Genomic DNA, 21,794 nt, shown 5'->3' on the forward strand with positions numbered 1-21,794 from the left:
CTGATTACCTAAGTTGATTGATCGTGTATTAGCCACCTACTAAATACAAGCAAAATGTTGGCTATGTAAATTAAGCTCCCGTATTTCTTTATCGTCATTAATTATTAGTATTTTGGGCTTCATGAATTAATTCCTTCTTACCTCCTCATAATTTACAATGAAGAATATAAGCCGGGGGTATATTTCTAAATTCTCTGTTCACTGTAATATTTGGGAAATAATTTCTCAAAAAAGGTATTTTAACCTTAGTATATTGAAAAGTCACAAACTCGCCACCTGTTTTTAAAACTTTTAAAGTGTTGGATAATATTTCTTTTGAAACATTCTGTGGTAAACTCGCAAACGGCAGACCAGAAATAATATAATCCACATAAGGAATATTGTATTCTTTTAAATACTGTTCAATATGTTCAGCCGAACCAAAAATAATGATTAAATTTCTAACATTATTGAATTTCTTCTTAAGTACTTGGTAAAACGCTTGATTACTTTCAATTACAACTACCAGCGTTTCTTTATTTCTTCTTTCTAGGATTTTCTCTGTGAAAACACCTGTACCTGGACCATATTCTACAATGTATTTTGTATCTTTATACTTGATTCCCTCCACCATTTTATTACTAAGAAATCCAGAGCTAGGACGTACTGCACCAACCGTTCTTGGATTAAATAAATATTGATAGATAAATGAGCCTTTTTTCATTTATATACTCCTCTGTGTAGATTTATAATCCAATATAAAATCAAAGCCTGTAGAGAAACCCTATTAGAAACTTAAGAATTCATAAGTTTTAAAAGTCTTTCTTATTCACCTAATCTGCCCGGTCCATCTGAGTACTTAATATTCAAAATCTTACACATATAGTAACATAAATATCCAATCCTAACTTAACTATTTTTAGGACGCAGCGAATTTGCGTTAGCAGGATTTTTATAAATAAATCCTGCTATAACTATTAATTTTTGTTCAATTATTGTGATTTGTTCCAGCTTTTATATTAATAGACATTCTGAATATTAAGTACCTACCAGTATCTATTTTTCCAAATACCCCTCTACGACATGGGATTTATAAGCCAAGGAACTAAACATGAAAAGAAGCCAGCATGAAAGTATATATATCAGGGTTAAAAAATATGGCATCATGACTTTATCTCCAAACGTCTCGAAAAGTATGCGTGTTTTTACATAATCACCACCGACCCCAAGAAATGTAATTAAAACTGGAATTACATAGTACATATATGCAATCCATGTTTTTATTTTTTTAATATCTCTATCTTTATCCGGGAAGACAATTGGCACTTCTGTTCGCTGATCAAATCTCGCCAAAAAGTACATACTTATAAATAAACCGACTAACAGCAATTGATAAAAGATCTCTTCCTTCAACACTTTAAGCAATGGGAAAGTGATTAAGAGGAGAGAGGCGTACCATTGATAAGTAATTGTCAACTTATACGCTTTCACCTTATTAGCAGAAAACCTGAAGACTAATACAATTGGCATTAGCAGCATTATGAGGAAAACAGCAAGGGTCCACATGGTGAACGAAGAATCATATGCTGGAGCGAAAACCGCCACCACTGCTGCGAACAGCAGCATTAAATAACTCCATATCATTAATTTAAATGGATTTCCCATTGAGTATGCCTCCAATGCAACGATATGTATAAACAATCAACTTTTTGGTTGTTTTATTCTCTCTTCATATAATAAAAATCAGTTGTGTTATATACGATAGAACAGAGAGTTAAGTTTCAAAGAGTTATCCTGATTATGTTTGGTTATTGATTATTGGTGCCTGGTAATTCCAACAAATGCAAGAGAGCAACGCAGAAATTTGCGTTGCTCTTAAATTATTGCACCATATAGTCTAGGTACATTTCTTCACAATCTCAGTCATATGTTTGTTAATTCTTAACAATGTCCCTTTTTAAATATGTAAAATCAATAAGTTTGTTTTTTAACAATGTAAAATGGAAATCGTATGGACTATCTTCATATAAGACAAAAGGTAGATATTTTGGTATTGCTTCACCTAATCCTAAGTTTTCCTCTGATAAAGCCCAATCTATACTTTTCCAATCCAATATCCCCTCTTTTGTCTTTATCGGGGTTGAATAACTAAAATCAGATGGAACTTCTACAAGATAAAGGTGAAAACCTCCAGCATCATTATTATCTACAGTCCAAGTGACCTGTCCTTTATATATTATTTGGAAATTCCTTATATCTATTGAAGTTTCTTCATTAACCTCTCGAATTACACATTCCAATGGAGTTTCAATACCTTCTATTTTTCCCCCAGTTCCATTCCATAGCCCTTTAGCTGGCTTGGAATTGCGATTTAGTAAAAGTAATTCATTATTCCTCTTAATAATACATAGCGTCATACCTACCACAATATACCACCGTTCTTCCATAACAATATACTGTAATTAATCATTCTGTTGTAACATATCCTTTATTCCATTAACCCGCCCCGTTAGTTGAAGTACTTAATATTCGGAATCCTATATGTATTTTAACATAAAATATCCAATGATTCGTTGTTCCTCAACTAATAACTCTGAAGTATTGTAAGATAATAAATCACAATAAAGTAACCAAATAATAGAACCTCTGTTCCTATTTTAGAACAGAGGTTGAAAAGATTTATCGTTTTCCAATTCTCTCGCTTTGAAATTTATTACTGGTTTGTAAGACTTGTTACATTTTTGAAAGCGGGGTTATAAATAGGCAAAATTGAAATTTACCACTAGAATGGTACTGGACATATACACATCTGTAGGTTTGAAATAAAGGTTGATTAAAAGGGATTTGATACTTTTCGCATACTAAGATTTTTTTATTAAAAATTTTATTATATCTAGGAACTCTTAATTTAACGAAAGCAAAAGTTAGATGGAAAAGAACCCTTTTTACGGAGTAAAATGGTACATTGCAATGACCTTATGGAATAATGTGAGGAGTTTGAAGCGTTTCCCCATCTTCAAGTGTACGAATTCCTCCGGATACTTCATAAGCTGCACCAATTGACACAAGAAAATCTCCTATAATAGCGATTTTTTGTTCTTGGAGAAGCTTTATTATATCTTCTTCGCCTATTTGACTTGATACTGATACAGCCTCTAATATTTGTCCAATTGTCTTAATCCAAACACCGGTCAAAATTTGTCGTTCACCAATTGAATCTGTATCATTCTCAATATTCAAAAGTTCCGTTAATCCTTTAATTTCAATAATCTGACCTATCACTTGAATCCATAGCCCCAACGCAACCTCCTTTTCAAGATCTATTATTTTTTTATCATCGAAATCTCTTCTATTGTTATCTTTTTTTTAGTGTGATCCATTTTTATCAGCTCCAGAACAAAGGTTTTGCTTTATTTTATGCTAATTAAGTTATTCTGTTACCTTTGAACGGTCACCTTAAAGCAAGTAGATTATTACATTGGTAATCAGTCACAACTAACAATTACGAGATGCAATTCATTTGATGTTCGCGTTAATTTCACACTTGCAATGACACAATTCCTTTGCTATTCAACCAAGAAATTCCAGCTGTTTAAATTGGAAAACATACAGTACTTAGCACATGCTCATATGAGATAGGAGCATGTGGAAGCTCAGGAATTATATAGGAATATGCTTAGATTTTCCTTATCATCTACGGCAGCAAGCAGAATATCTTTGATGGTTATATTTGAATAGGTATCTTGAAGTTTTTTAAGAAGCCATTCTTCATCCCTTCCTATTTGGTGTAACTGCTTATAATTAATTGTTCCCTCTTTTATAACCGTATTTGGATAATAAAAAGGTTTGACTGGCTTGTTAAATGTGGCTGCTGTTAAAGGCAAATGTTCCGTCTTCAGGAAAATGGAAACCTTTCCGCCGTGTTCCCATAAGGCAAGTGCGACTTTTTGGATGTCTTCAATATTTTTCATTCGCAGTTCGGTTTGCAGTTCATCAAGTGAAATCCGGGCCCGCTTCATATTACGGTTATTGATCATTCCATTTTCTATTAATGGTATCGGATCGGTGATAAACCACTTTCTGAAATGTTTTGAATACAAACTTAAGTAAATCCCGATTATATACAAGATTAAAATCACACTCATTGTAATCATCGACCCTTCCAGACCTAATCCTTCATCGGACAGCGGATGGGCAATAATATTTCCAATAATCAGCACAATGACAAAATCGAGAAGTCCTACTTGGGATAGGGAGCGCTGACCCATTAATTTGACAAGTAAGACAAAAAACACAAATCCAACAATTGCCCGAAGCATCCATTGAACAATGGTTAAGGATTCCTGAGAAGTGAAAAATTCCATGATCTGACACACCTTTAAACAGAATTAGAAAAGAAGGCTTATCTTGATCAGCCTGTATTTATTAGATAAGAAAATATTTATTTTAGGCAGAGTTTACTGTTTTAAGTAGTTACATATCCAGGGAGAGCGGGGACTAAAGCTGAAACAAGACTTCCCAAACCTCATGACACGTTATGTGGTTTCGACTGGATCGAAGTTTCTCTGTGTTTCCTTTTCACTCCCGAGCATAAGATTTACTAAATCTTAATAAAGTCAAAATTTATTCATATACTCTCCTAACGGCCAAGGAAGTTTGACTAAAACCGCCACCCTGATCGACAACATCGAAACGTCCACATTTGTGTTCTTTCCTACCTTTATTTTTCACTATCAATATTGTCGTTTTTCCATTGTAGTAATGACTTTTGAATTAAAATAATTATGGTTTAAGTCGACCTCAATCGCTCTTTTCACAGACATTCGCAATCCCTCAATTCCTCAGTAGTATTATTTTCCAATTTATAAAATTTATTACTATAAATTGGTTCAAACGTGCTTTCATATAGTAATTCTTTTATTAAAAACAGGACAAGAAAAAAGCGATCATATTATGATCACTTTGTTTAACTAATGCTCTTTTTACTTATATAAGGACTACATTTATAGGTCGATATCTTCAACCTCTATCCTTAAAATATCCTCTAACTTTTTATACAATTATCCCTGTACAAAACAGCTTATCCCACAAAAAGTTAGAGTTTTTATTATGCAGTCATTGGCTGGTTCGAGTTCGGTATTGTATTGGACTTAATCCAGCCAATGTTTGAATTAGGCTCTTTTCCATATAAAACGCTTCGCACCTAATATAAAGAGTGAAACAATTATGCCACCAAGCACAAGCATTCCGAATGAGATATACAATCCACCAAGTCCATTTACCGTTTCGTAAAAGGTAATAATTGAAGGTCCATCACTCTGCAAAACTACAAACCTAGTTATTTCTAAATATGCCAAATGGAAACCAATAGATGTCCAAAGACTTCTCGTCCAGAGACGAACTAACTGCAAGCATATACCATAACATAAGATCAAAATAATATAATCAACAGTTATAATGTTTCCGGGATTAAGTCCAACGAGAACTTGAAGCTGATTGACTACGAGAGGAACAGATAAAAATAATAGTGTTTGAAATAATACAGCTAACCAAGTGGCAAAACGAGAACGCAAGACATCATATAGCAAACCACGTATAGCTAATTCTTCGGGCAAAGCCTCATACAAAAAAGCAATGATAATGTTGAAAAGTAGCGGAGTAAACCAATAATCGGGATTATGCCATTGTTCAATAACGATCCAACCTTGAGTAGTTGCTATAATGAACCCCAACACAGCCAATGTAGTTGCCAGGAGAATTCCAGTAAAAAAGTGATATGCCCTTTTCCATGAATACACTGCTATTTTCGGTTTTACCCCTGTTATTCGATCAGCATGCCGATACAAATACAAAATAATCGGAACTACCAGTCCACTCATCACAAGACCCTGAATCAATAATTGAGAATTTCTAGATAAGCCAAACTGTTCAGCAACAGTACCAGAAAGAGAGCCTAGGAACAGACTGCCGGTTATAGTTACCCACCCGAGTAGAAGAAGCTTCCACTTCATAGCATAATCACTTCCTAATTTTATTCATGTAGTAGTGTGTCTTGAATAAATTCCGTTTCTCAATTATAAATCTTGAGCATAAAATACATTAGAATTGCAACTGAAAAATAGAAGAGTACTCCCTTCTAGTTAATCTTCAAATTGACTCTCATACCTGTTCACTTTTTCCTCAAGTATATTTCATATACGTTTATCACGAGAAAAGGTTCCTTGAAATTATGATAACTTCTTTTATTATTCCTTTTTAAACTACTCGTTAGGTGGAATACTTAGTATTTTGATACAGGCACCCTATAGTTTAAATGAAAATATTTACATTTTTTGTAGAAGCATATAAAAGAGCCACTCTAATGTAACCAAATAAAAAACCCTCTGTTCCTAATTAAGGGCAGAGGGTGAAAAATGTTTCTATCCACTTTATTGAAATTTACCAACTTTCCCTTCAATCAGACGCACCTTATTGTTGAAAAATGCTTCTTTGCTAAGCATTAGAATAACGATCTGATAGTTTCTTTTTGTGCGACTGAAAGACTTCTTCTAAAGGGATATCATACTTGTTGGCAATTACTATTAAATTACCTAGTACATCACCTAACTCTTCGGTTAAATCCTGTTTATGTTCCTCATACGAACCTCTTATTTCATCTGGCCTATCTCTACCAATCTCAAGAGCTCTTATAGCTCGTGCAACCTCTCCTGTTTCTTCAGCAAGAAAGCCAATACGAATGAATATGTCTAGCTCAGACCAGCCCCTACTTTCATAATAATCTTTCACCCATTGCTGAAATTCAGTTACATTCATCCTCATCTGACCTCCAATTCAATACTTAAGTTTAACAAAAAAATGAAAGTTTTGTATAATCTTTAATGGTGTGACTTTCTGGGAGGTGATAAGTTGAAAAGGTTAGCAGTATTTTGTGGATCGAGTAACGGAGCATCTGATATATATGTAGAAGGTGCAAAAAAACTTGGTAAAGAACTAGCAAGCCGAAATATTGCACTTGTTTACGGTGGAGCGAGTGTTGGTATTATGGGTGCTGTTGCTGATTCAGTACTGAATGAAGGTGGATACGTAATTGGAGTTATGCCAAGCTTTTTAGATAATAGAGAGATAGCTCATAAAAACTTGTCAGAGCTAATCATCGTAGACTCAATGCATGAAAGAAAAGCGAAAATGGCAGATCTTGCTGATGGATTTATAGCTTTACCTGGCGGACCAGGAACGATGGAAGAATTTTTTGAAGTTTTTACATGGGGGCAGTTAGGTTTACATAAAAAGCCTTGTGGCTTACTAAATATAGATAATTACTTTGATTTGTTGATTAATTTCTTTAGCCATATGAATAGAAAAGAATTTCTTCAAGAGAAATACCTATCCATGCTATTGAATGATTCTGAGCCTGCATCTTTAATAGAACAATTTCAAACCTATTCTCCGCCTTCAGTTAAAACCTATATTAAAGCTACTCAAACTTAATCATTTTAGAAAGAAACCATCGTAATTAGATGGTTTCTTGTCGAACTCTCCTACCCCGTTAGTACAATAACCTCTAAATCAAATTGAAGTAAACTCCATATTTTTGATTAATATCCCCAAGAATCAACACGCCAATTATCATTTTTACTATCCCTCCTCAATATCCAATTCCAATCGGATTGAGTTGAGTTTGGTTCGAAACTTCCATCGCCACCCGAAGAATTTACTTTAAAATTAGATAATAAAATCATAGTATTTTCGTCTTTCATACCATTCGAGCTTTCTGAATACCATAATTCCGTAAGCTCACATCCCCTAAACTCCTTAAACTTTTTCTTAACAGTAACTATGGCTTCGTTTATTTCCTCCTCGGAAAACTTAGTCGACTGTTCCACACTAACCTGAACATTATTCGTCTTTCCGACTTGGGAGTAAAACATAATTGACAGTAAAACTATTAATATACCTACTATAAATATATTCCTCTTCATATTAACCCTCTTTACGTCAGATTGGGGGAAAATTCTACTAACTAGCTCAAATAGCTACACTCGCATTAGGTTTAATGAACTTACTCTAAAACCCTGTTAATTTTTATAGAAAGTGAAATTCTAATTTGATAATAACATAATATTTAGATAATTTAAACCGAGGTAATATTAGCAAACTTTCCCCCTTGCATTCCTATGTATTCAACTGTTCTACTGATTCACCTTGTTCAACGAATCCACCCTTTTTTACCTTCTTCGTACATATCCTTGAAGTATTGAAATACATATCTTTTGTAAACTTCCTCCAATTTATCCATAAGTATTGAACCACTGGGGAGTGCTGTCCATGCATGATCAATTTCTTCTTCTAGTGCATTCTTCATTGATAACAGTGCTTCTTTTTCAAATGGTAATTCCTCTATTGTTGGATTGGACAATGCAGTTGTAATGAAATTATATACCTTACTATCTCTACGTGCTTCATCTAGAAGATCAACAACTTCACATCCTAATGCTACTAATGCACCTTGTTTTAAGATTTCCATCTGTCTCGGATAAAAATCATCTAACTCTTTGTCAGTAGTAGCAAAGAAAAATCTCTCATATTCAAAATGTTCATAATCAATACCATGACCGAATCCATTATAATCTGTAGTCATATGATAGTACATCCACTGTACTTTGCCGAATTCTATTTGAAACTCCCTATAAGTATTAGCTTGTAATTTGAAATAATTTTGTCCCATCACTTCCACCTCCTAATACAAATAACCGCCCCGTGAAGGGCGGTTTATTAAGCTATCATTCTCTGCTAGCGAAACACTTAGTGCGCCTATTTCTCCACCTCATAGCGGGTAGCAATAATTCCCGAATTGAGCGTTCGGCTGGACAGCAGCTTGAGTCTAATTTTCTCGCCGCCACCATCGAATACTGACTTTCCACCACCCAGGATGACCGGACAAATTGTAAGCAGGAATTCGTCAATCAGGCCAAGCTTAAGTAGCGTCTTCGCAGCTCCCGGGCTGCCGAATATAACGAGATCTTTGCCAGGTTGCTCTTTGAGCACCTTGATTTCCTCTGCGATATTGTCCATGATCAGCATCGTGTTGTTCCATTCCACCTTGTCCATCGTGCTGGAAATAACGATCTTCTTAACATCCTGCAGCCATTTGGCATGCTCCTTATCGTGCCTCGATGCATTTGGATTGTCCAGCTCCGTGGGCCAGTAGCTCTCCATCATGCGATACGTCGCGCGTCCGTAAACGGGTGATCCGACTTCGGCTACGACCTCCTCCGCGTATTTCTCTAATTCCTCGTCGTACGGAATCCAATCGAGTCCTCCATTCGAATCCGACGCATACCCATCCAGCGACACATGCATGAACAATACGAGTTTTCTCATGTCCGTTTCTCCTCCGATTTCGAATTTATTTTATTCGATTTTTTTGTAATTTTCCTGCGTTTCATCCTGCTGTTACGTTCATTATAAAACATTACGTTACGTAAGGTTCAAGCAGGAATTTTGAACTTTTTTGAAGACAAAAGTGTTGTGCTAAACTGCCGCTTTATGAAGACAAACCTCAAGTGATTAGCCCCGAACGAAAGCAAACATGCTCTGTTAGTTGTTATACTCATTATTCCAAGTAGTTCAACAAAAAGTGTTTCATGCCTACTTGGCCCAACGCACCCATTACTTTAAGTTATAACTATTCCACAATCTAGATTCCTTTTCAAACCAAGTGTAAGATTACCCTAAATACGATTAAACAAATAAGTATCATAAGTGCATTTTGGAAGTGGGGTCTTTTTATCCGTTCTTCTTGTTTTCTGGAAGCCATTATACTGGCTAATAATAAAAAGGTTGCTGTTAAAAACGCTATTACACCAACAGGTCTTACAATGATAGTCAAAAACGGGATCGTTATACCGTTTGCATCTAAATAAAAATAGGTTGAAATTGGAACGGCACCAATAACAAAAAATATAATCGCCAACCACCTTGCTGTTGAATACTTCATTCATTTTCCACCTTCCATATGATATCCACAATTTAGACTCTCATCTAGCTATATCTAAAGGGTTCTTGTCACTACAACAATTTAAGCTAATATGCTCTCATTCATTTTCGGTTAAATAGTTCATAGCAGTCACCCTTACCAATTCAATACTATCATAATATTCTAAATAATTTTCATGAAAGATATCGAACTTTGTATTTAATGATCAATCATATTAATAATACAACAAAAACAGATGCTCTCATTATGTTGATTTTCCAAATATAAAAGAGCCTGCTTTTGAAAAAAGATTGATAAAAACAGGCTCTTTAAATATTTCACGGGGATGAATTTTATAAAAAGTTTAATCATTTTCTTCCTGTGTTACTAAACAATCATGCCCTTTTCTTGAATAAGTAATCTGGATTATTCTATCTTTACGATATGGTGTTCTAATTTAATTGCTTACATCGCTCTTATTCCAAACTATCAGCAGATTTAAGCTATTATGTTAAAGATGAAACGAAAACTGTACCGTCTCCGATTCATCCCCTCCAATTTTATTGTAGAATTCAACAGCATGTTGATCTTCCACATCAGCTTGAACAAATAAATCCTTTATATCTTTTGATCTGCAATAATCCATTAATTCACCAACTAAATTACTTCCAATTCCCCGACGCTGATAGTTCTTATCGACCGCCAAGTCATATAAATACATTGAAGAACCCTCCTGGTCATACATCAGTAATTCGTAACCTGTTAAACCACCAACAACTTCATCACCAATAAAAGCAACAAAACAAATAAAATCGGGTTTAGCTATAAGACTTCTTATGTTCTTATCGTTTACGTAGTTCAAATTTGGTGACCCAAATTCTTTATTAAACAATAATACTAATTTAGAAAAACTACTTTCATCACCGATTGCCAGTTTTCTATATTCGACTACTTTTTCCACTCAATTTTCCCTCCGATCTAATCAGGTGTATATATCGTTGATTTTTTCAACAACTGTTCTGCCCCATTAATTGGAGTACTTAATATTCAGAATCCTATATATATTTTAACATAAATATCCAATTCTTAGCTGTTCCTCAAAAAATAACCCAGATAAACTGTAAGATTTTCAATCACCCTAAAGTAACCACAATAAACCCTCTGATCCTATTTAAGGGCATAGGGTGAAAAAATGTTCCTATCCACTTTTTTGAATTTTACCAACTATTATGTTACTGGACATCAGGTTTTCATCAAAAAATAGTTCTATACTCTGTTACCTTAATTTACCGAATTTGTAACAAAAACTGCTTATTCAACTAAAGCACCCTTTCGTTTAAGCACAACGTTCCGTAAACCATCTATTTACAACCTTCTGAAAACAATATACAATTTGATTATCTAAAACAAGGAGGTAATTTACATGAGAAACATGACAAAAAAAGCCGTATTAACATATAAGGGTGGAGCATTATCTTAAAATATAAACGGTGACTCCCCTTATATGTGTTTAAATAAAACACACAAAAAGGGGTAAATAATGAGTTTTCCAATCAAAAAATTCTTCTCATATTATAAACCATATTTAGGGTTATTTCTTTTGGTGTTGGCATGTGCCTTTATTACATCAATAGTTGATTTGGTTTTCCCGTTACTCGTTAGATTTATTACGAAAGATGTTCTCGAAGAAGACCTAACTATTGCTCTAAGTAAAGTATATTGGATTGGCGGGCTAATGCTCTTATTAGTCGTGATCAAGAATATTGGGAACTTCTTTGTGGACTACAAGGGTCATGAAGTTGGTGCTCGTATGGAAAGTGATTTGCGCAAGGAGCTTTTTGCTCATATGCAAAAGCTTTCTTTTAGCTTTTATGATAAAGAAAAAACTGGTCAGCTCATGTCAAGATTAACAAATGATCTTTTACTACTTTCTGAGTTGTATCATCACGGTCCAGAAGACTACCTTAAATATTCGGTTCGGTTAATTGGAGCATTTATCATTTTGTTTTTTATAAATGCACCATTAACGATTGCAGTATTCTGTTTTTTACCATTCTTAGTTATCTTCGGGTTATATTTTAATAAGATATTGAACAAAGCTTATACAAGAAACAAAGAGCGAATTGCAGACATAAACGGACAAGTGGAGGATAGTCTATCAGGAGTACGAGTAGTAAAAGCCTTTGCCAACGAGCATTTAGAGATTAAGAAGTTTAACATAGAAAATAATCGCTTCCTAGATAGTAGAAAGAAAACGTATAAGGCTGAAGCATACTTTTATAATTGTTTTGAAACAATTATCCAATTTATTACAATTACCGTGATTATCTTTGGGAGTGCCAGTATCGTTAGTTACAAGCTTGATTTGGCGGATTTAATTACTTTTTTATTGTATATCGGTTATCTAATTGAACCTATTCAAAAGCTCATCCATATGAGCACTCAGTTTCAGGAAGGAATTACAGGCTTCCAGCGTTTTATGGAAATCATGAATAAGAAACCGACAATTGAGAATAAGCGTAATGCCATAACGTTGACAGAGGTACACGGTGAAATTGAGTTCAGGCAAGTTTCCTTTCGTTACGAAGAGCAATTGAATGATATCTTGGTAAAATTGTCTCTTCATGTAAAACCTGGAGAGTACATTGCATTAGTTGGTCCATCTGGTGTAGGAAAAACTACTTTGTGTTCGCTTATTCCTCGCTTTTATGATGTATCAGATGGGGAAGTATTACTAGATGGGATAAACGTTCGTGATATCAATCTTCAATCATTAAGAAGCATAGTAGGTATTGTACAGCAGGATGTTTATATTTTTGCAGGGACGGTAATGGAAAATATCCGCTACGGGAATCCAACTGCAAGTGATGAAGAAGTTTTTACTGCAGCAAAGAAAGCAAATGCGCATGAATTTATCATGAGCTTGCCCAACGGCTATCAATCCGAAATCGGGCAACGAGGTGTCAGACTGTCTGGAGGACAGAAGCAACGACTCAGTATTGCTCGTGTATTTTTAAAGAATCCACCAATTCTTATTTTAGATGAGGCGACGAGTGCATTAGATAACGAGAGTGAAAATTTTATCAAACAATCACTAGAATCATTAGCAAAAGGACGTACAACCATCGTGATTGCCCATCGTCTTTCAACAATCCGAAATGCCGGAAAAATCATCGTACTAACAGAAGACGGTATTGTTGAACAAGGTACCCATGAAGCTTTACTTGCACAAGATGGGGTATATGCACATCTGTATTCCAAGCAATTTAAAATAAAAGTATAAGTTTTTCTAAACAGAAAACGGACCACTTCATAACAAAAGGGGTGGTCTGTTTTTTTATTCGCTTGAAGGATTCCAAAGCAAATTACTACTGGAATCTTCCACTAAACTGCCCCGTTAGTTGAGGTACTTAATATTCTAATTTTTATATGTATTTGGGGGGCGAAGTTAACTCCCGAAAATTGTTACTAATGCCTCAAGCCTTTTAAACTAATTACCTGATTTTTTTGAAGATGTTTCCATTTGGTAGTAATAATGATTGATTTTTCAGAAAATAGGAGGATTTTTTTGATTTTAGATAGAACATTTCTATTAGCTTTGTTTCTATGAAAAGTAATCGCTCTTCAAAGTGGTTTGAGGAATTTTCATTTTATTTACTAACAAAAGTTGTCAGGGAACAAGGCTATAAACCAAATGGGGAGGAATTTGAAAATGATTAGATTTAGGAAGACATTAATGGTGTTACTTACTATTTTACTAGTTATACCAACATTTAGTTTAAAGCCTGAGGAAGCAAGCGCAGCAGCTACATTTATTCGACCATCAGAAGGGACTGTAACATCTGGCTTTGGTCCGCGTTGGGGATCCATGCATTATGGAGTAGATATTGCTAAAAGTGGGACAGTTCCAGTCGTAGCATCGGCTCCAGGTACGGTTATATTTGCTGGTCAAGCAGGGACGTATGGAAATGTAGTATATGTTCATCACCAGATTAATGGTGTATCTTATGTAACGGTTTATGCACATTTGAGGTCGATTAGTGTTCGTGTAAATGATGTGGTTTCACAAGGGCAACGATTAGGCTATATGGGGGAGACCGGAAATGCTCAAGGACAGCATGTACATTTTGAATTACATAAGGGAACATCAACATGGAACAGGGCGTATGCTGTTGACCCAATGGATTACTTTGACAAGAATATCGTACCAGTTGAGGAGGGATCTTTTAGGCTGTTAACAGGAACGTTTTCAACGGTAGCTTCTCAGCAAGAAGCAGCGGAACGTCTACGTCAAGCAACGGGATGGACGGTTTATACTGTAAATGAGAACGGATTACGTTTAAAAACTGGAACATTTACAACGAGAGCTTCAGCGGAAGCCGGTCAACGATTAATCACACAACAATTCGGTTGGGTTTCCTACATCAAACAGGAGTACTTCCGTTTATTAACGGGCACCTTTAATTCAACAGCAGAACAAAATGCGGCATATGAAAGACTTAGAAATGACACTGGCTGGACAGTTTACAAAGTAAACGAGAATGGATTGCGATTGAAGACTGGTACGTTTAAAACAAGAACAGCAGTTGAACAGGCCCAACAGCTCGTGACAAATGATTATGGGTGGATAACTTATATCCAAGTAGAAGAACAATAGAAAAAAACCTAGCTAAATCTATAGAAAGAAATGGACTGCATATTTCATGTGGTTTTGTCTAAGAAATTAGTTGAGAAGATGGATGCGGAGTTAAGGAGATGGATGGTTTATTCTACATATCTACCTTCCCATTCCACGGGTTCAAACACAAAAACGTCAGAGCATCATAAACGATAAAAGGACTTCAAGGTAGAAGTCCTTTTATCCTATTCAATAGTTAATTCAATTTTAAACTTAATAAGTATATCTATTTTATCTGCATGAAATAACATTAGGGAGTGCTTGAAGTTTATTATTGTTGCTCTATTATCTGTATAAGGTTTCCACATGTATCGTCAAATACAGCTATAATGATATCACCCGTTTTGGTCGGTTTCATAGTAAACCTTACGCCTTGGTTAATTAATCGTTGATATTCTTCTTGAATATCAGGAACGCCAAACATCGTTACCGGGATACCATCGGCAAATAGTTTCTTTTGGTATTCCTTAGCAGCAGGGTGCTCATTCGGTTCGAGTAAAAGTTCGGTACCGTCCTGAGCTTCTGGAGAAACAACCGTTATCCACCGATATGCGCCTGAGGGAACGTCATGTTTTTTAACAAATCCTAACGTATTGGTATAAAAGTCTAGTGCCTTGTCTTGATCTTGAACGAAAATACTGGTAACAATGATATTCATTATAATTAATCTCCTTCTATTTTTGGTTATAGGTTCTTATTCTAACGGTTTATAGTAAAACAAAGAAAAAATGTTACGGCCTGGAGCTTACTATTACTCTACCCATCCCTTCAATAAATTTTTCAGTGGTTCGTTGTTAAATATAAGTACTCGATATTTTCCTTTTCGCTTTGACATTACGAGTCCTGCATCTTCTAATGTCGTTAGATGTTTTGAAATCGCTTGACGAGAGATGGAAAGGCCATGCTTCATTATGAGACGTACAGTAAGCTCATACAATGTCAATTCATTGCGTTCGGATAGTTCATCTAATATTAGTCGCCGAGTTGAATCAGCAAGTGCTTTGAAAATAGTGTCTTTTTCCAAATTCATATACCGATTATACGCAACCCTTAGGTTGCTTGTCAACTTTATGCAACTGTTTGGTTGCATAAAGAGTTCGTATTGAATGTAGCTATAAATAATGATAAAAAGCAGTCAAACAGTAAAGGAGCTTGGTTTATTTTCCAAGCTCCTCTTCCATCAATATCCTACCTATATTGATTAGTGAAAGTAGATATGCGCTAAACCTCAGATCGGCCAATTTCAAAAAATTGTTTTTAGGGACCGTTGCAAGTCTCCCGTCAGGAAGGCTCTCCATGGCCAGTTTGATACGTTGACATTCCCCGCCCGACAAAGTGCTCAGAGGCTGGCCCAGTGTTATGTATCCGAGTCCCACATCCTCAAGCGACTGCATTATACGGAGCAAATTCCTTCCCACTGAAGAATGTCGAAGCTTCCCGTACCGTCATAGCGAGTACGTCGCTGATGGAATCGGCATCCGGTTGGTTAAACCGGGGCAGCCGATTGCGGATGAATGCGGTAAAAGTCTCATTAAGCTGCCTCTGCGCTTCTGCACTTACAGTGTCGAACACCAAGGAAGATTTTCCCGAGCCCGAGACGCCGGTGAAGATTGTGATTTTTCGCTTCGGTATACAGACATTTACATTTTCAGGTTATTCTCGCGAGCTCCTCTGATTATGATATCTTCAATGTTCATAGACTCCACCTCGTATTTCCATTTTTTTAGCTTTCACAGTATAACGGAATAATCACGACAACAGTGCCATGATTAGACGAATGATCTCAGGTGCAGATACAGCCTATTCGCACCTAGAAGGCTAATGATGTAGCTATACTCACCAGAGAAACCGGTGCAAAAATAAAGTTTTAGACTGAACCCAATATGAAAAAGCGGCGGTCTAAGGCCAGAAAATCAAGTCCTAAACTTGCTGCTTTTAAAATGAAAATAACGATCTTATCTTTGGAATGTGCAATATTCATTAGTTCCCATCAAAATGATAAATTAGTTGTACAACACCTGAAGAGAACGTTCTTGTATCAACCAGTTTTAAATTCAATCTCTGTTTTATATCCACAAACAGCGGTTTCCCTTCTCCCAAAACAACAGGGTGAACAGATAATCTAAATTCATCAACAAGTCCTAAATTGATAAAAGTTGTAATAAGACTAGCTCCACCATATAGCCAGATGTCTTTACCAGACTTATTCTTTAATTTATTTACTTCTTCAAGAATATTATCATTTATGAATATTGCTTTATCATCAGTCCCCTTTTGCGTCCTGGAAAACACATATTTCTCTTTACTATGATACAATTCCCAAAGCTCTTTTTCAGAATTCGTATGTTCAATTTCCGGAGTAAATTGTCCCCATAAATCATAGCTTTTTCTTCCATATAAAATTGTATCAATTTGATTTAAAAAATTGATAAACCCCATCTCCGGGTCCATAATACACCAATCAACTTCACCATTTTTCCCTTCAATAAAACCATCTAAGGTAACCGCTAAATCTAAAATTATTTTTCGTGTATTTAAGATATTTGACATTTTTATTCCTCCAATTATTATGTTTCGTAGTTATCCATGGTCAGCCCATTTACAGATTCACAGCCTGTTACATTAAGTTAAACGGTGCTATCCTTTCGTTGTATACTTTCTATAAGTATCAGTCCTTTCTAAATAGAGGTATTTCTATTATAATGATTAATTCTTGACATCTTGTGTCATATAATATTAAATAAAACTTAATATTTTTTTAAAAGAGTGGTGGGGAACGTTGAGAGGCGATCGATTATTATCGATTATGTTGTATTTACAATCTCATGGACAAATATCAGCAAAAGAATTAGCAAGCAAATTAGAGGTTTCGGAGAGAACCATATATCGTGATATAGAGGCACTCAGTAGCATAGGTGTTCCGGTTTACGCGGAGCGTGGGAGAAATGGTGGATTGTCACTAATTGAAGGGTATGAAACCAAGCTAACTGGACTCGACGAATTTGAAATCCGGGCCTTATTTGTTTCTCCCGCTGAACAAATACTAGAAGACTTAGGACTAAATCGAAATTCTGAAAGAGCTAGAAATAAACTTATCGCATCCTTACCTTCAATATCTAGGGAAAATGCTAAACGTGTATGGAACCGGATTCATGTTGATATAAGTTCATGGAGAGCACAACAAGAAAAAATGAATTCTTTTGAAGTTATTAAGGATGCAATTTGGAAGGAAAATAAATTAAAAATAGTTTATCAGCATCTAAATGGAAAGATTAATGAAGTAATAACTTGTCCACTTGGATTAGTCTCGAAGGGGAATAATTGGTACTACATAGCTTCCAAAGAGAATGGTGATATTCGAAATTACCGCATTTCTCGTATTCGTGAAGCAATCATTCTGAATGAGGCATTTTCAAGACCGCTAAACTTTGATCTTGCTCAATACTGGAAATCTTCAACAGAGGCCTTTATAGAAAACTTACCCAGCTTCGACGTATCGGTCGAAGTTAAGGCGTCTCTATTACCTAGGTTAAAATTCACGGGACGTTTTGCTCGGATAAAGGAAGTAGGATCTCAAAATAAGAATGGTTGGGTATCTGTAGAACTTTCCTTTGACACGGAGGATGAAGCAAAAGGATATATACTAGGTTTTGCAGACGATATAAAAATAATGAAGCCTATCGATTTGCGAGATAAGATTGTGAAAATGGCTGAATCCGTTGTAGCATTGTATAGACATGAAGACAGAACAACATAATTAACTAGTTTCCTTGTCTAAATACTTTTGAACTGTTATTGGAACAGGCTGTAAAAACTATAACAACAAAAGATGCACTTCATTTAAGAAGTGCATCTCTATAATCATACTTCGTATAATTATCAAAATACCCTTGAATATAAGATTTGGTTGAGTACATAACTTTATTTTTAAACGGCTGTCCATTTACAGTATAGTTCACAAATAAGGTTAACTCATTGGTGAATCTTCACAATCTTTTGTGTAGAAGCGCATAAAATAGACGCTTCTACTAAAGAAAAGCGCCCTAAATTTCATGGTATCACTTATCATTCGTAAGCTGTCACAATTACTCCACCCATATTGTCACCTGAAATCACATATTCCTGATGTTTTGGTATATTAATGGTCATGTTTTCAGAAAGAGGATAATAAGAAATAGTATATTTTTTACCTTCGACCTTAGCCGAAACCTTCTTTTTCTCCTTCAGGTAATCCAAATATTCTTCTAAAACAAAATTCTTTTCCTTCATAATTGCACTATGCGGCAATCCAACATAGCGGATATGCCATGGTTCGTATTGAATTCCTGTTATGTCCGATTTATTCTCTGGATAACGTAAAATGAATCCGTATTTCCAAGCATTTTCTTCTATCCACTCTCCTTCAGGCGCTTTAGCCATCGCAGTTTGAGTGGTTCCTACATCAAGCGATAAACCCAAATTGTGTTCGCTATATCCGGCAGGTAAAGCAGTACCAGAACCCATTTTTTGATAAAGTTCCCTTTGCTCATCAAAGTTTCGGTAGCCACTAGTAATCCAGAAATTATGAACTCCTTCTTTTTCTGCTGCAGCAATCATTTCCGAAAATTCATGTGCTATATCCTCTGACAAATAAGTATCGTTATATAGCACTCCGTATCCCTTTACCAATTCATTGTGCGTAGAAAGATTGACGACATCTGATTTAATACCTTCTTGGCGAACAGGATATTCACTATTAACTAAAAGCAGATTTCCTTGATAGATTTGTTCCTCTGTAATCGTTATTGTTTGGATGTTATCCAATTCCTCTACTTTATCTTTTTCCTGTTGATCATATCCTCGTACTTCTACGTTTGGTATATCTACTTTTGTTTCAAAGTTATTTATGAAAACAAAACATAAGCACACTAGTAATAAAATTAAAAATCCCCACTTCTTCATTTTTCAGCTTCCTCCTAATTCTTCCTTGCTTAAAAGAATAGCCAAAACTTTTTAAAAAAAGAGTAGGGTAAATCTTAAATTTTTCTTAAATCCTGTATTTTAAGTTGTTCTATCTTCATTAATTCGTTAATCATTTACTTTCCTTTGGTAATCGGACTTCAAAAACTGTCTGTGTTACACTACTTTGAACAGTAATTGATCCGCTGTGTTGCTCCACAATATTCTTCGCAATGAACAATCCAAGACCAGTGCTATTTTTGTTTTGAGTTCTTGCTTTGTCTCCAGTATAGAGCATATCAAAGATATGCGGGAGGTCCTCCGGAGGAATACGATCTCCATAATTCACAACTTGTACAACAACTTCCTCCGACTCAATAAAGCCGTTAATGTCTACAAACTGACCGTCGTATCCATACCGAGTCGCATTGATCAACAGATTTTCAAACACACGTGCTAAAAGCTCTCCGTCACCGATAATAGGTAAGTCGGTAGTCAATTTCATTCGAACAATCAAATTATTTTTTGTGAAGACAGGATACAATTCTTCTTTCAATTGATTAAGGAGGTCTCTTAAATTAATATGCTTTTGTTCAATTGGCAACATGCCATAGTTCATTCTCGTTATTTCAAATAATTCATCAATTAGACTTTCTAAACGTTGAGATTTAGTAAAAGCAATCGTTAAAAAATGTTTGACTTGATCTTTCGTCAAATTTTCATCATTAAGGATTAAATCTAAATAACCTAATACGGAGGTGAGCGGTGTACGCAGATCATGAGCTAAATTTACGACTAACTGATTTTTACTGCTTTCCGAGAATTCTCCTTTTTCAATGGCCTGTTTCAATATTTCACTTGCCAAATTAATATCTTGGGCAATATCCCTAAATTCGTCATTTGAATCGATTTGAACACGGTGATTAAAATTTCCCTTCGCGAGATTATGAATTCCGTTTGAAATCTTATTAAAATAGGTCAAATAGCGCTTAGTGAGTAAAAAGAAAAACAATATCGAAAGTGGGATGAATATTAGTAAAAAAAAGTTAATGTCTCCAATTTCTCTAATGATTTTGCGGAAATGGGCGAACGGACTTTCATAATCAACTATAGTGTAATAAAAAAATTGAAGAGTTTTATAAATGATAAACGTAATCGTACCCGACAGAAGCATACTTAAGCCAAATATTATAATCATTTTCGAACGAAAACTTCTTGAGAATTTAACCATTGAATGTATACCCTACGCCCCACACAGTTTTAATCCATTTGTTTGTTCGTTTATCTTCTCTAAGCTTTTTCCTTATTGTACGAACATGGACCATAACGGTATTACCGCCCTCAAAGTATGCTTCGCCCCACACCTGCTGAAAAATATCTTCTACACTGTAAACCTTCTTTGGATGACTAGCCAGTAAATACAAAATATCAAACTCTTTTGGTGTTAGCTCAATGTTTTCCCCATATAGAGTAACCGTGCGTTGATCAAGGGAAATCACTAATCCACCAAATTCCAAGTTCGTTTTATTACTCTTTTGGGGATGATTCAGCTTTATAAAGCGTCGCAACTGAGCATTTACACGAGCAACCAATTCAATGGGAGTGAAAGGTTTCGTTATATAATCATCAGCTCCAATTACAAGCCCTTGTACTTTATCAAAATCAGAAGTTTTGGCACTTAAAAAAATGATAGGCATATTATGTTGTTCACGAACACGGCGAGTTACCTCATATCCATCCATTTCCGGCATCATAATATCCAAAATCAGCAACTCAAATGCCTGATTCTCGACAACACGAACAGCCTCTTGTCCATCTGATACTTTAACAGCGTGGTATCCTTCTTTTTCCAAATGGAATACAATCAAATTAGCAATTTCCTCATCATCTTCAGCAATTAATATCGAAATATCTCTCATCTTTCCACTCCTAAATCAAGTTAACATAGAGGTCTATCTTTTTTTATATTCAAAAATATGGTCTTATTGTTGTACTAAAAATAAACACAGCTCGTCAGCTAAATTTCCCGTTATCATAATTACATTTCTTCATAATATCATTAAAAAATACCTTATTTTCCTTTAATGTGCTATTAGTTTAAGTAGATTTCTTCACAAACTCTCTTTTATTTTAACATAATATCTAAAAAAAACTGACAACACCCTTTCTTGCAAACCACCAAAAAGGGATAGAGTCTATTACTCCATCCCTTAAGATATTTAT

Annotated in this window: 22 protein-coding genes and 1 pseudogene; 4 read left to right on the forward strand and 19 right to left on the reverse strand. The window is 35.2% G+C overall.

Annotated features, from left to right (window positions below):
* Positions 1-145 precede the first annotated feature (145 nt).
* The 7 genes from HNR27_RS12365 to HNR27_RS12395 all read right to left on the reverse strand — a co-directional run bounded on the left by HNR27_RS12365 (position 146) and on the right by HNR27_RS12395 (position 6,792).
* Complete coding sequence (locus tag HNR27_RS12365) at positions 146-703, reverse strand: class I SAM-dependent methyltransferase (RefSeq protein ID WP_212920902.1); 558 nt, start codon at positions 701-703, stop codon at positions 146-148.
* Between the two features lie 332 nt (positions 704-1,035).
* Positions 1,036-1,644, reverse strand: coding sequence for a hypothetical protein (locus tag HNR27_RS12370; RefSeq protein ID WP_212920903.1), 609 nt, complete (start codon positions 1,642-1,644; stop codon positions 1,036-1,038).
* A gap of 269 nt (positions 1,645-1,913) precedes the next feature.
* Entirely contained in the window at positions 1,914-2,396 is a 483-nt protein-coding gene (locus tag HNR27_RS12375; RefSeq protein ID WP_373306340.1) for an NUDIX domain-containing protein, read from the reverse strand.
* 559 nt (positions 2,397-2,955) lie between these two features.
* Positions 2,956-3,279 carry a hypothetical protein gene (locus HNR27_RS12380; RefSeq protein WP_212920905.1) on the reverse strand — a complete coding sequence of 108 codons (324 nt, stop codon included), beginning with the start codon at positions 3,277-3,279 and terminating at the stop codon, positions 2,956-2,958.
* Between the two features lie 353 nt (positions 3,280-3,632).
* Entirely contained in the window at positions 3,633-4,343 is a 711-nt protein-coding gene (locus HNR27_RS12385; protein ID WP_212920906.1) for a DUF421 domain-containing protein, read from the reverse strand.
* An 807-nt stretch (positions 4,344-5,150) separates the two neighbouring features.
* Positions 5,151-5,990: a CPBP family glutamic-type intramembrane protease gene (locus HNR27_RS12390; protein WP_429339949.1), complete on the reverse strand. Its 840-nt coding sequence runs from the start codon at positions 5,988-5,990 to the stop codon at positions 5,151-5,153.
* A 481-nt stretch (positions 5,991-6,471) separates the two neighbouring features.
* Positions 6,472-6,792 (reverse strand): MazG nucleotide pyrophosphohydrolase domain-containing protein, encoded by a 321-nt coding sequence (locus HNR27_RS12395; protein WP_429339950.1) that lies wholly within the window; start codon positions 6,790-6,792, stop codon positions 6,472-6,474.
* 93 nt (positions 6,793-6,885) lie between these two features.
* On the opposite strand from HNR27_RS12395, the gene HNR27_RS12400 reads away from it, so the two are divergent.
* Positions 6,886-7,467 (forward strand): LOG family protein, encoded by a 582-nt coding sequence (locus HNR27_RS12400; protein ID WP_429339951.1) that lies wholly within the window; start codon positions 6,886-6,888, stop codon positions 7,465-7,467.
* A gap of 107 nt (positions 7,468-7,574) precedes the next feature.
* Here HNR27_RS12400 and HNR27_RS12405 read toward each other — a convergent pair whose 3' ends face one another.
* The 5 genes from HNR27_RS12405 to HNR27_RS12425 all read right to left on the reverse strand — a co-directional run bounded on the left by HNR27_RS12405 (position 7,575) and on the right by HNR27_RS12425 (position 10,916).
* Complete coding sequence (locus HNR27_RS12405; protein WP_429339952.1) at positions 7,575-7,958, reverse strand: hypothetical protein; 384 nt, start codon at positions 7,956-7,958, stop codon at positions 7,575-7,577.
* A 227-nt stretch (positions 7,959-8,185) separates the two neighbouring features.
* The gene (locus tag HNR27_RS12410; RefSeq protein WP_429339953.1) at positions 8,186-8,704 is read right to left on the reverse strand and encodes a hypothetical protein; all 519 of its coding nucleotides are present in this window, start codon (positions 8,702-8,704) and stop codon (positions 8,186-8,188) included.
* An 86-nt stretch (positions 8,705-8,790) separates the two neighbouring features.
* Positions 8,791-9,360: a dihydrofolate reductase family protein gene (locus HNR27_RS12415; protein ID WP_429339954.1), complete on the reverse strand. Its 570-nt coding sequence runs from the start codon at positions 9,358-9,360 to the stop codon at positions 8,791-8,793.
* Between the two features lie 328 nt (positions 9,361-9,688).
* Positions 9,689-9,976 carry a hypothetical protein gene (locus HNR27_RS12420; RefSeq protein ID WP_429339955.1) on the reverse strand — a complete coding sequence of 96 codons (288 nt, stop codon included), beginning with the start codon at positions 9,974-9,976 and terminating at the stop codon, positions 9,689-9,691.
* Between the two features lie 490 nt (positions 9,977-10,466).
* Positions 10,467-10,916 (reverse strand): GNAT family N-acetyltransferase, encoded by a 450-nt coding sequence (locus HNR27_RS12425; protein ID WP_429339956.1) that lies wholly within the window; start codon positions 10,914-10,916, stop codon positions 10,467-10,469.
* A 579-nt stretch (positions 10,917-11,495) separates the two neighbouring features.
* Between HNR27_RS12425 and HNR27_RS12430 the strand changes: the two genes are divergently transcribed.
* Together HNR27_RS12430 and HNR27_RS12435 are read left to right on the forward strand one after the other, a co-directional pair.
* Positions 11,496-13,238 (forward strand): ABC transporter ATP-binding protein, encoded by a 1,743-nt coding sequence (locus tag HNR27_RS12430; protein WP_429339957.1) that lies wholly within the window; start codon positions 11,496-11,498, stop codon positions 13,236-13,238.
* A 429-nt stretch (positions 13,239-13,667) separates the two neighbouring features.
* Positions 13,668-14,612: a peptidoglycan DD-metalloendopeptidase family protein gene (locus HNR27_RS12435; RefSeq protein ID WP_429339958.1), complete on the forward strand. Its 945-nt coding sequence runs from the start codon at positions 13,668-13,670 to the stop codon at positions 14,610-14,612.
* Between the two features lie 292 nt (positions 14,613-14,904).
* Here HNR27_RS12435 and HNR27_RS12440 read toward each other — a convergent pair whose 3' ends face one another.
* The 4 genes and pseudogenes from HNR27_RS12440 to HNR27_RS12455 all read right to left on the reverse strand — a co-directional run bounded on the left by HNR27_RS12440 (position 14,905) and on the right by HNR27_RS12455 (position 17,183).
* A complete protein-coding gene (locus HNR27_RS12440) occupies positions 14,905-15,291 on the reverse strand; it encodes a VOC family protein (RefSeq protein ID WP_429339959.1) in 387 nt (128 codons plus the stop codon).
* Positions 15,292-15,384: 93 nt separating this feature from the next.
* Complete coding sequence (locus HNR27_RS12445; protein WP_212920920.1) at positions 15,385-15,663, reverse strand: ArsR/SmtB family transcription factor; 279 nt, start codon at positions 15,661-15,663, stop codon at positions 15,385-15,387.
* 425 nt (positions 15,664-16,088) lie between these two features.
* A pseudogene (locus HNR27_RS12450) lies at positions 16,089-16,330 on the reverse strand (excinuclease ABC subunit UvrA); the annotation flags it as partial.
* A 283-nt stretch (positions 16,331-16,613) separates the two neighbouring features.
* The gene (locus HNR27_RS12455) at positions 16,614-17,183 is read right to left on the reverse strand and encodes a dihydrofolate reductase family protein (RefSeq protein ID WP_429339960.1); all 570 of its coding nucleotides are present in this window, start codon (positions 17,181-17,183) and stop codon (positions 16,614-16,616) included.
* A 229-nt stretch (positions 17,184-17,412) separates the two neighbouring features.
* On the opposite strand from HNR27_RS12455, the gene HNR27_RS12460 reads away from it, so the two are divergent.
* Positions 17,413-18,390, forward strand: a complete 978-nt coding sequence (locus HNR27_RS12460; RefSeq protein WP_212920922.1) for a helix-turn-helix transcriptional regulator — start codon at positions 17,413-17,415, stop codon at positions 18,388-18,390.
* Positions 18,391-18,698: 308 nt separating this feature from the next.
* On the opposite strand, the gene vanY is transcribed toward HNR27_RS12460, so the two are convergent.
* From vanY to vanR, 3 genes are all read right to left on the reverse strand, one after another.
* Positions 18,699-19,574, reverse strand: coding sequence for a VanY-A/VanY-F/VanY-M family D-Ala-D-Ala carboxypeptidase (vanY, locus tag HNR27_RS12465; RefSeq protein WP_429339961.1), 876 nt, complete (start codon positions 19,572-19,574; stop codon positions 18,699-18,701).
* 130 nt (positions 19,575-19,704) lie between these two features.
* Entirely contained in the window at positions 19,705-20,802 is a 1,098-nt protein-coding gene (locus HNR27_RS12470) for a sensor histidine kinase (RefSeq protein ID WP_429339962.1), read from the reverse strand.
* Positions 20,795-21,490: a vancomycin resistance response regulator transcription factor, VanR-F/VanR-M family gene (vanR, locus tag HNR27_RS12475; protein ID WP_429339963.1), complete on the reverse strand. Its 696-nt coding sequence runs from the start codon at positions 21,488-21,490 to the stop codon at positions 20,795-20,797. The genes HNR27_RS12470 and vanR overlap by 8 nt, the downstream gene beginning before the upstream one ends.
* Positions 21,491-21,794: the final 304 nt, after the last annotated feature.

Origin of the sequence: Ornithinibacillus bavariensis (genome assembly GCF_050433565.1) — a bacterium.
GTDB classification, from domain to species: domain Bacteria; phylum Bacillota; class Bacilli; order Bacillales; family Amphibacillaceae; genus Ornithinibacillus; species Ornithinibacillus bavariensis.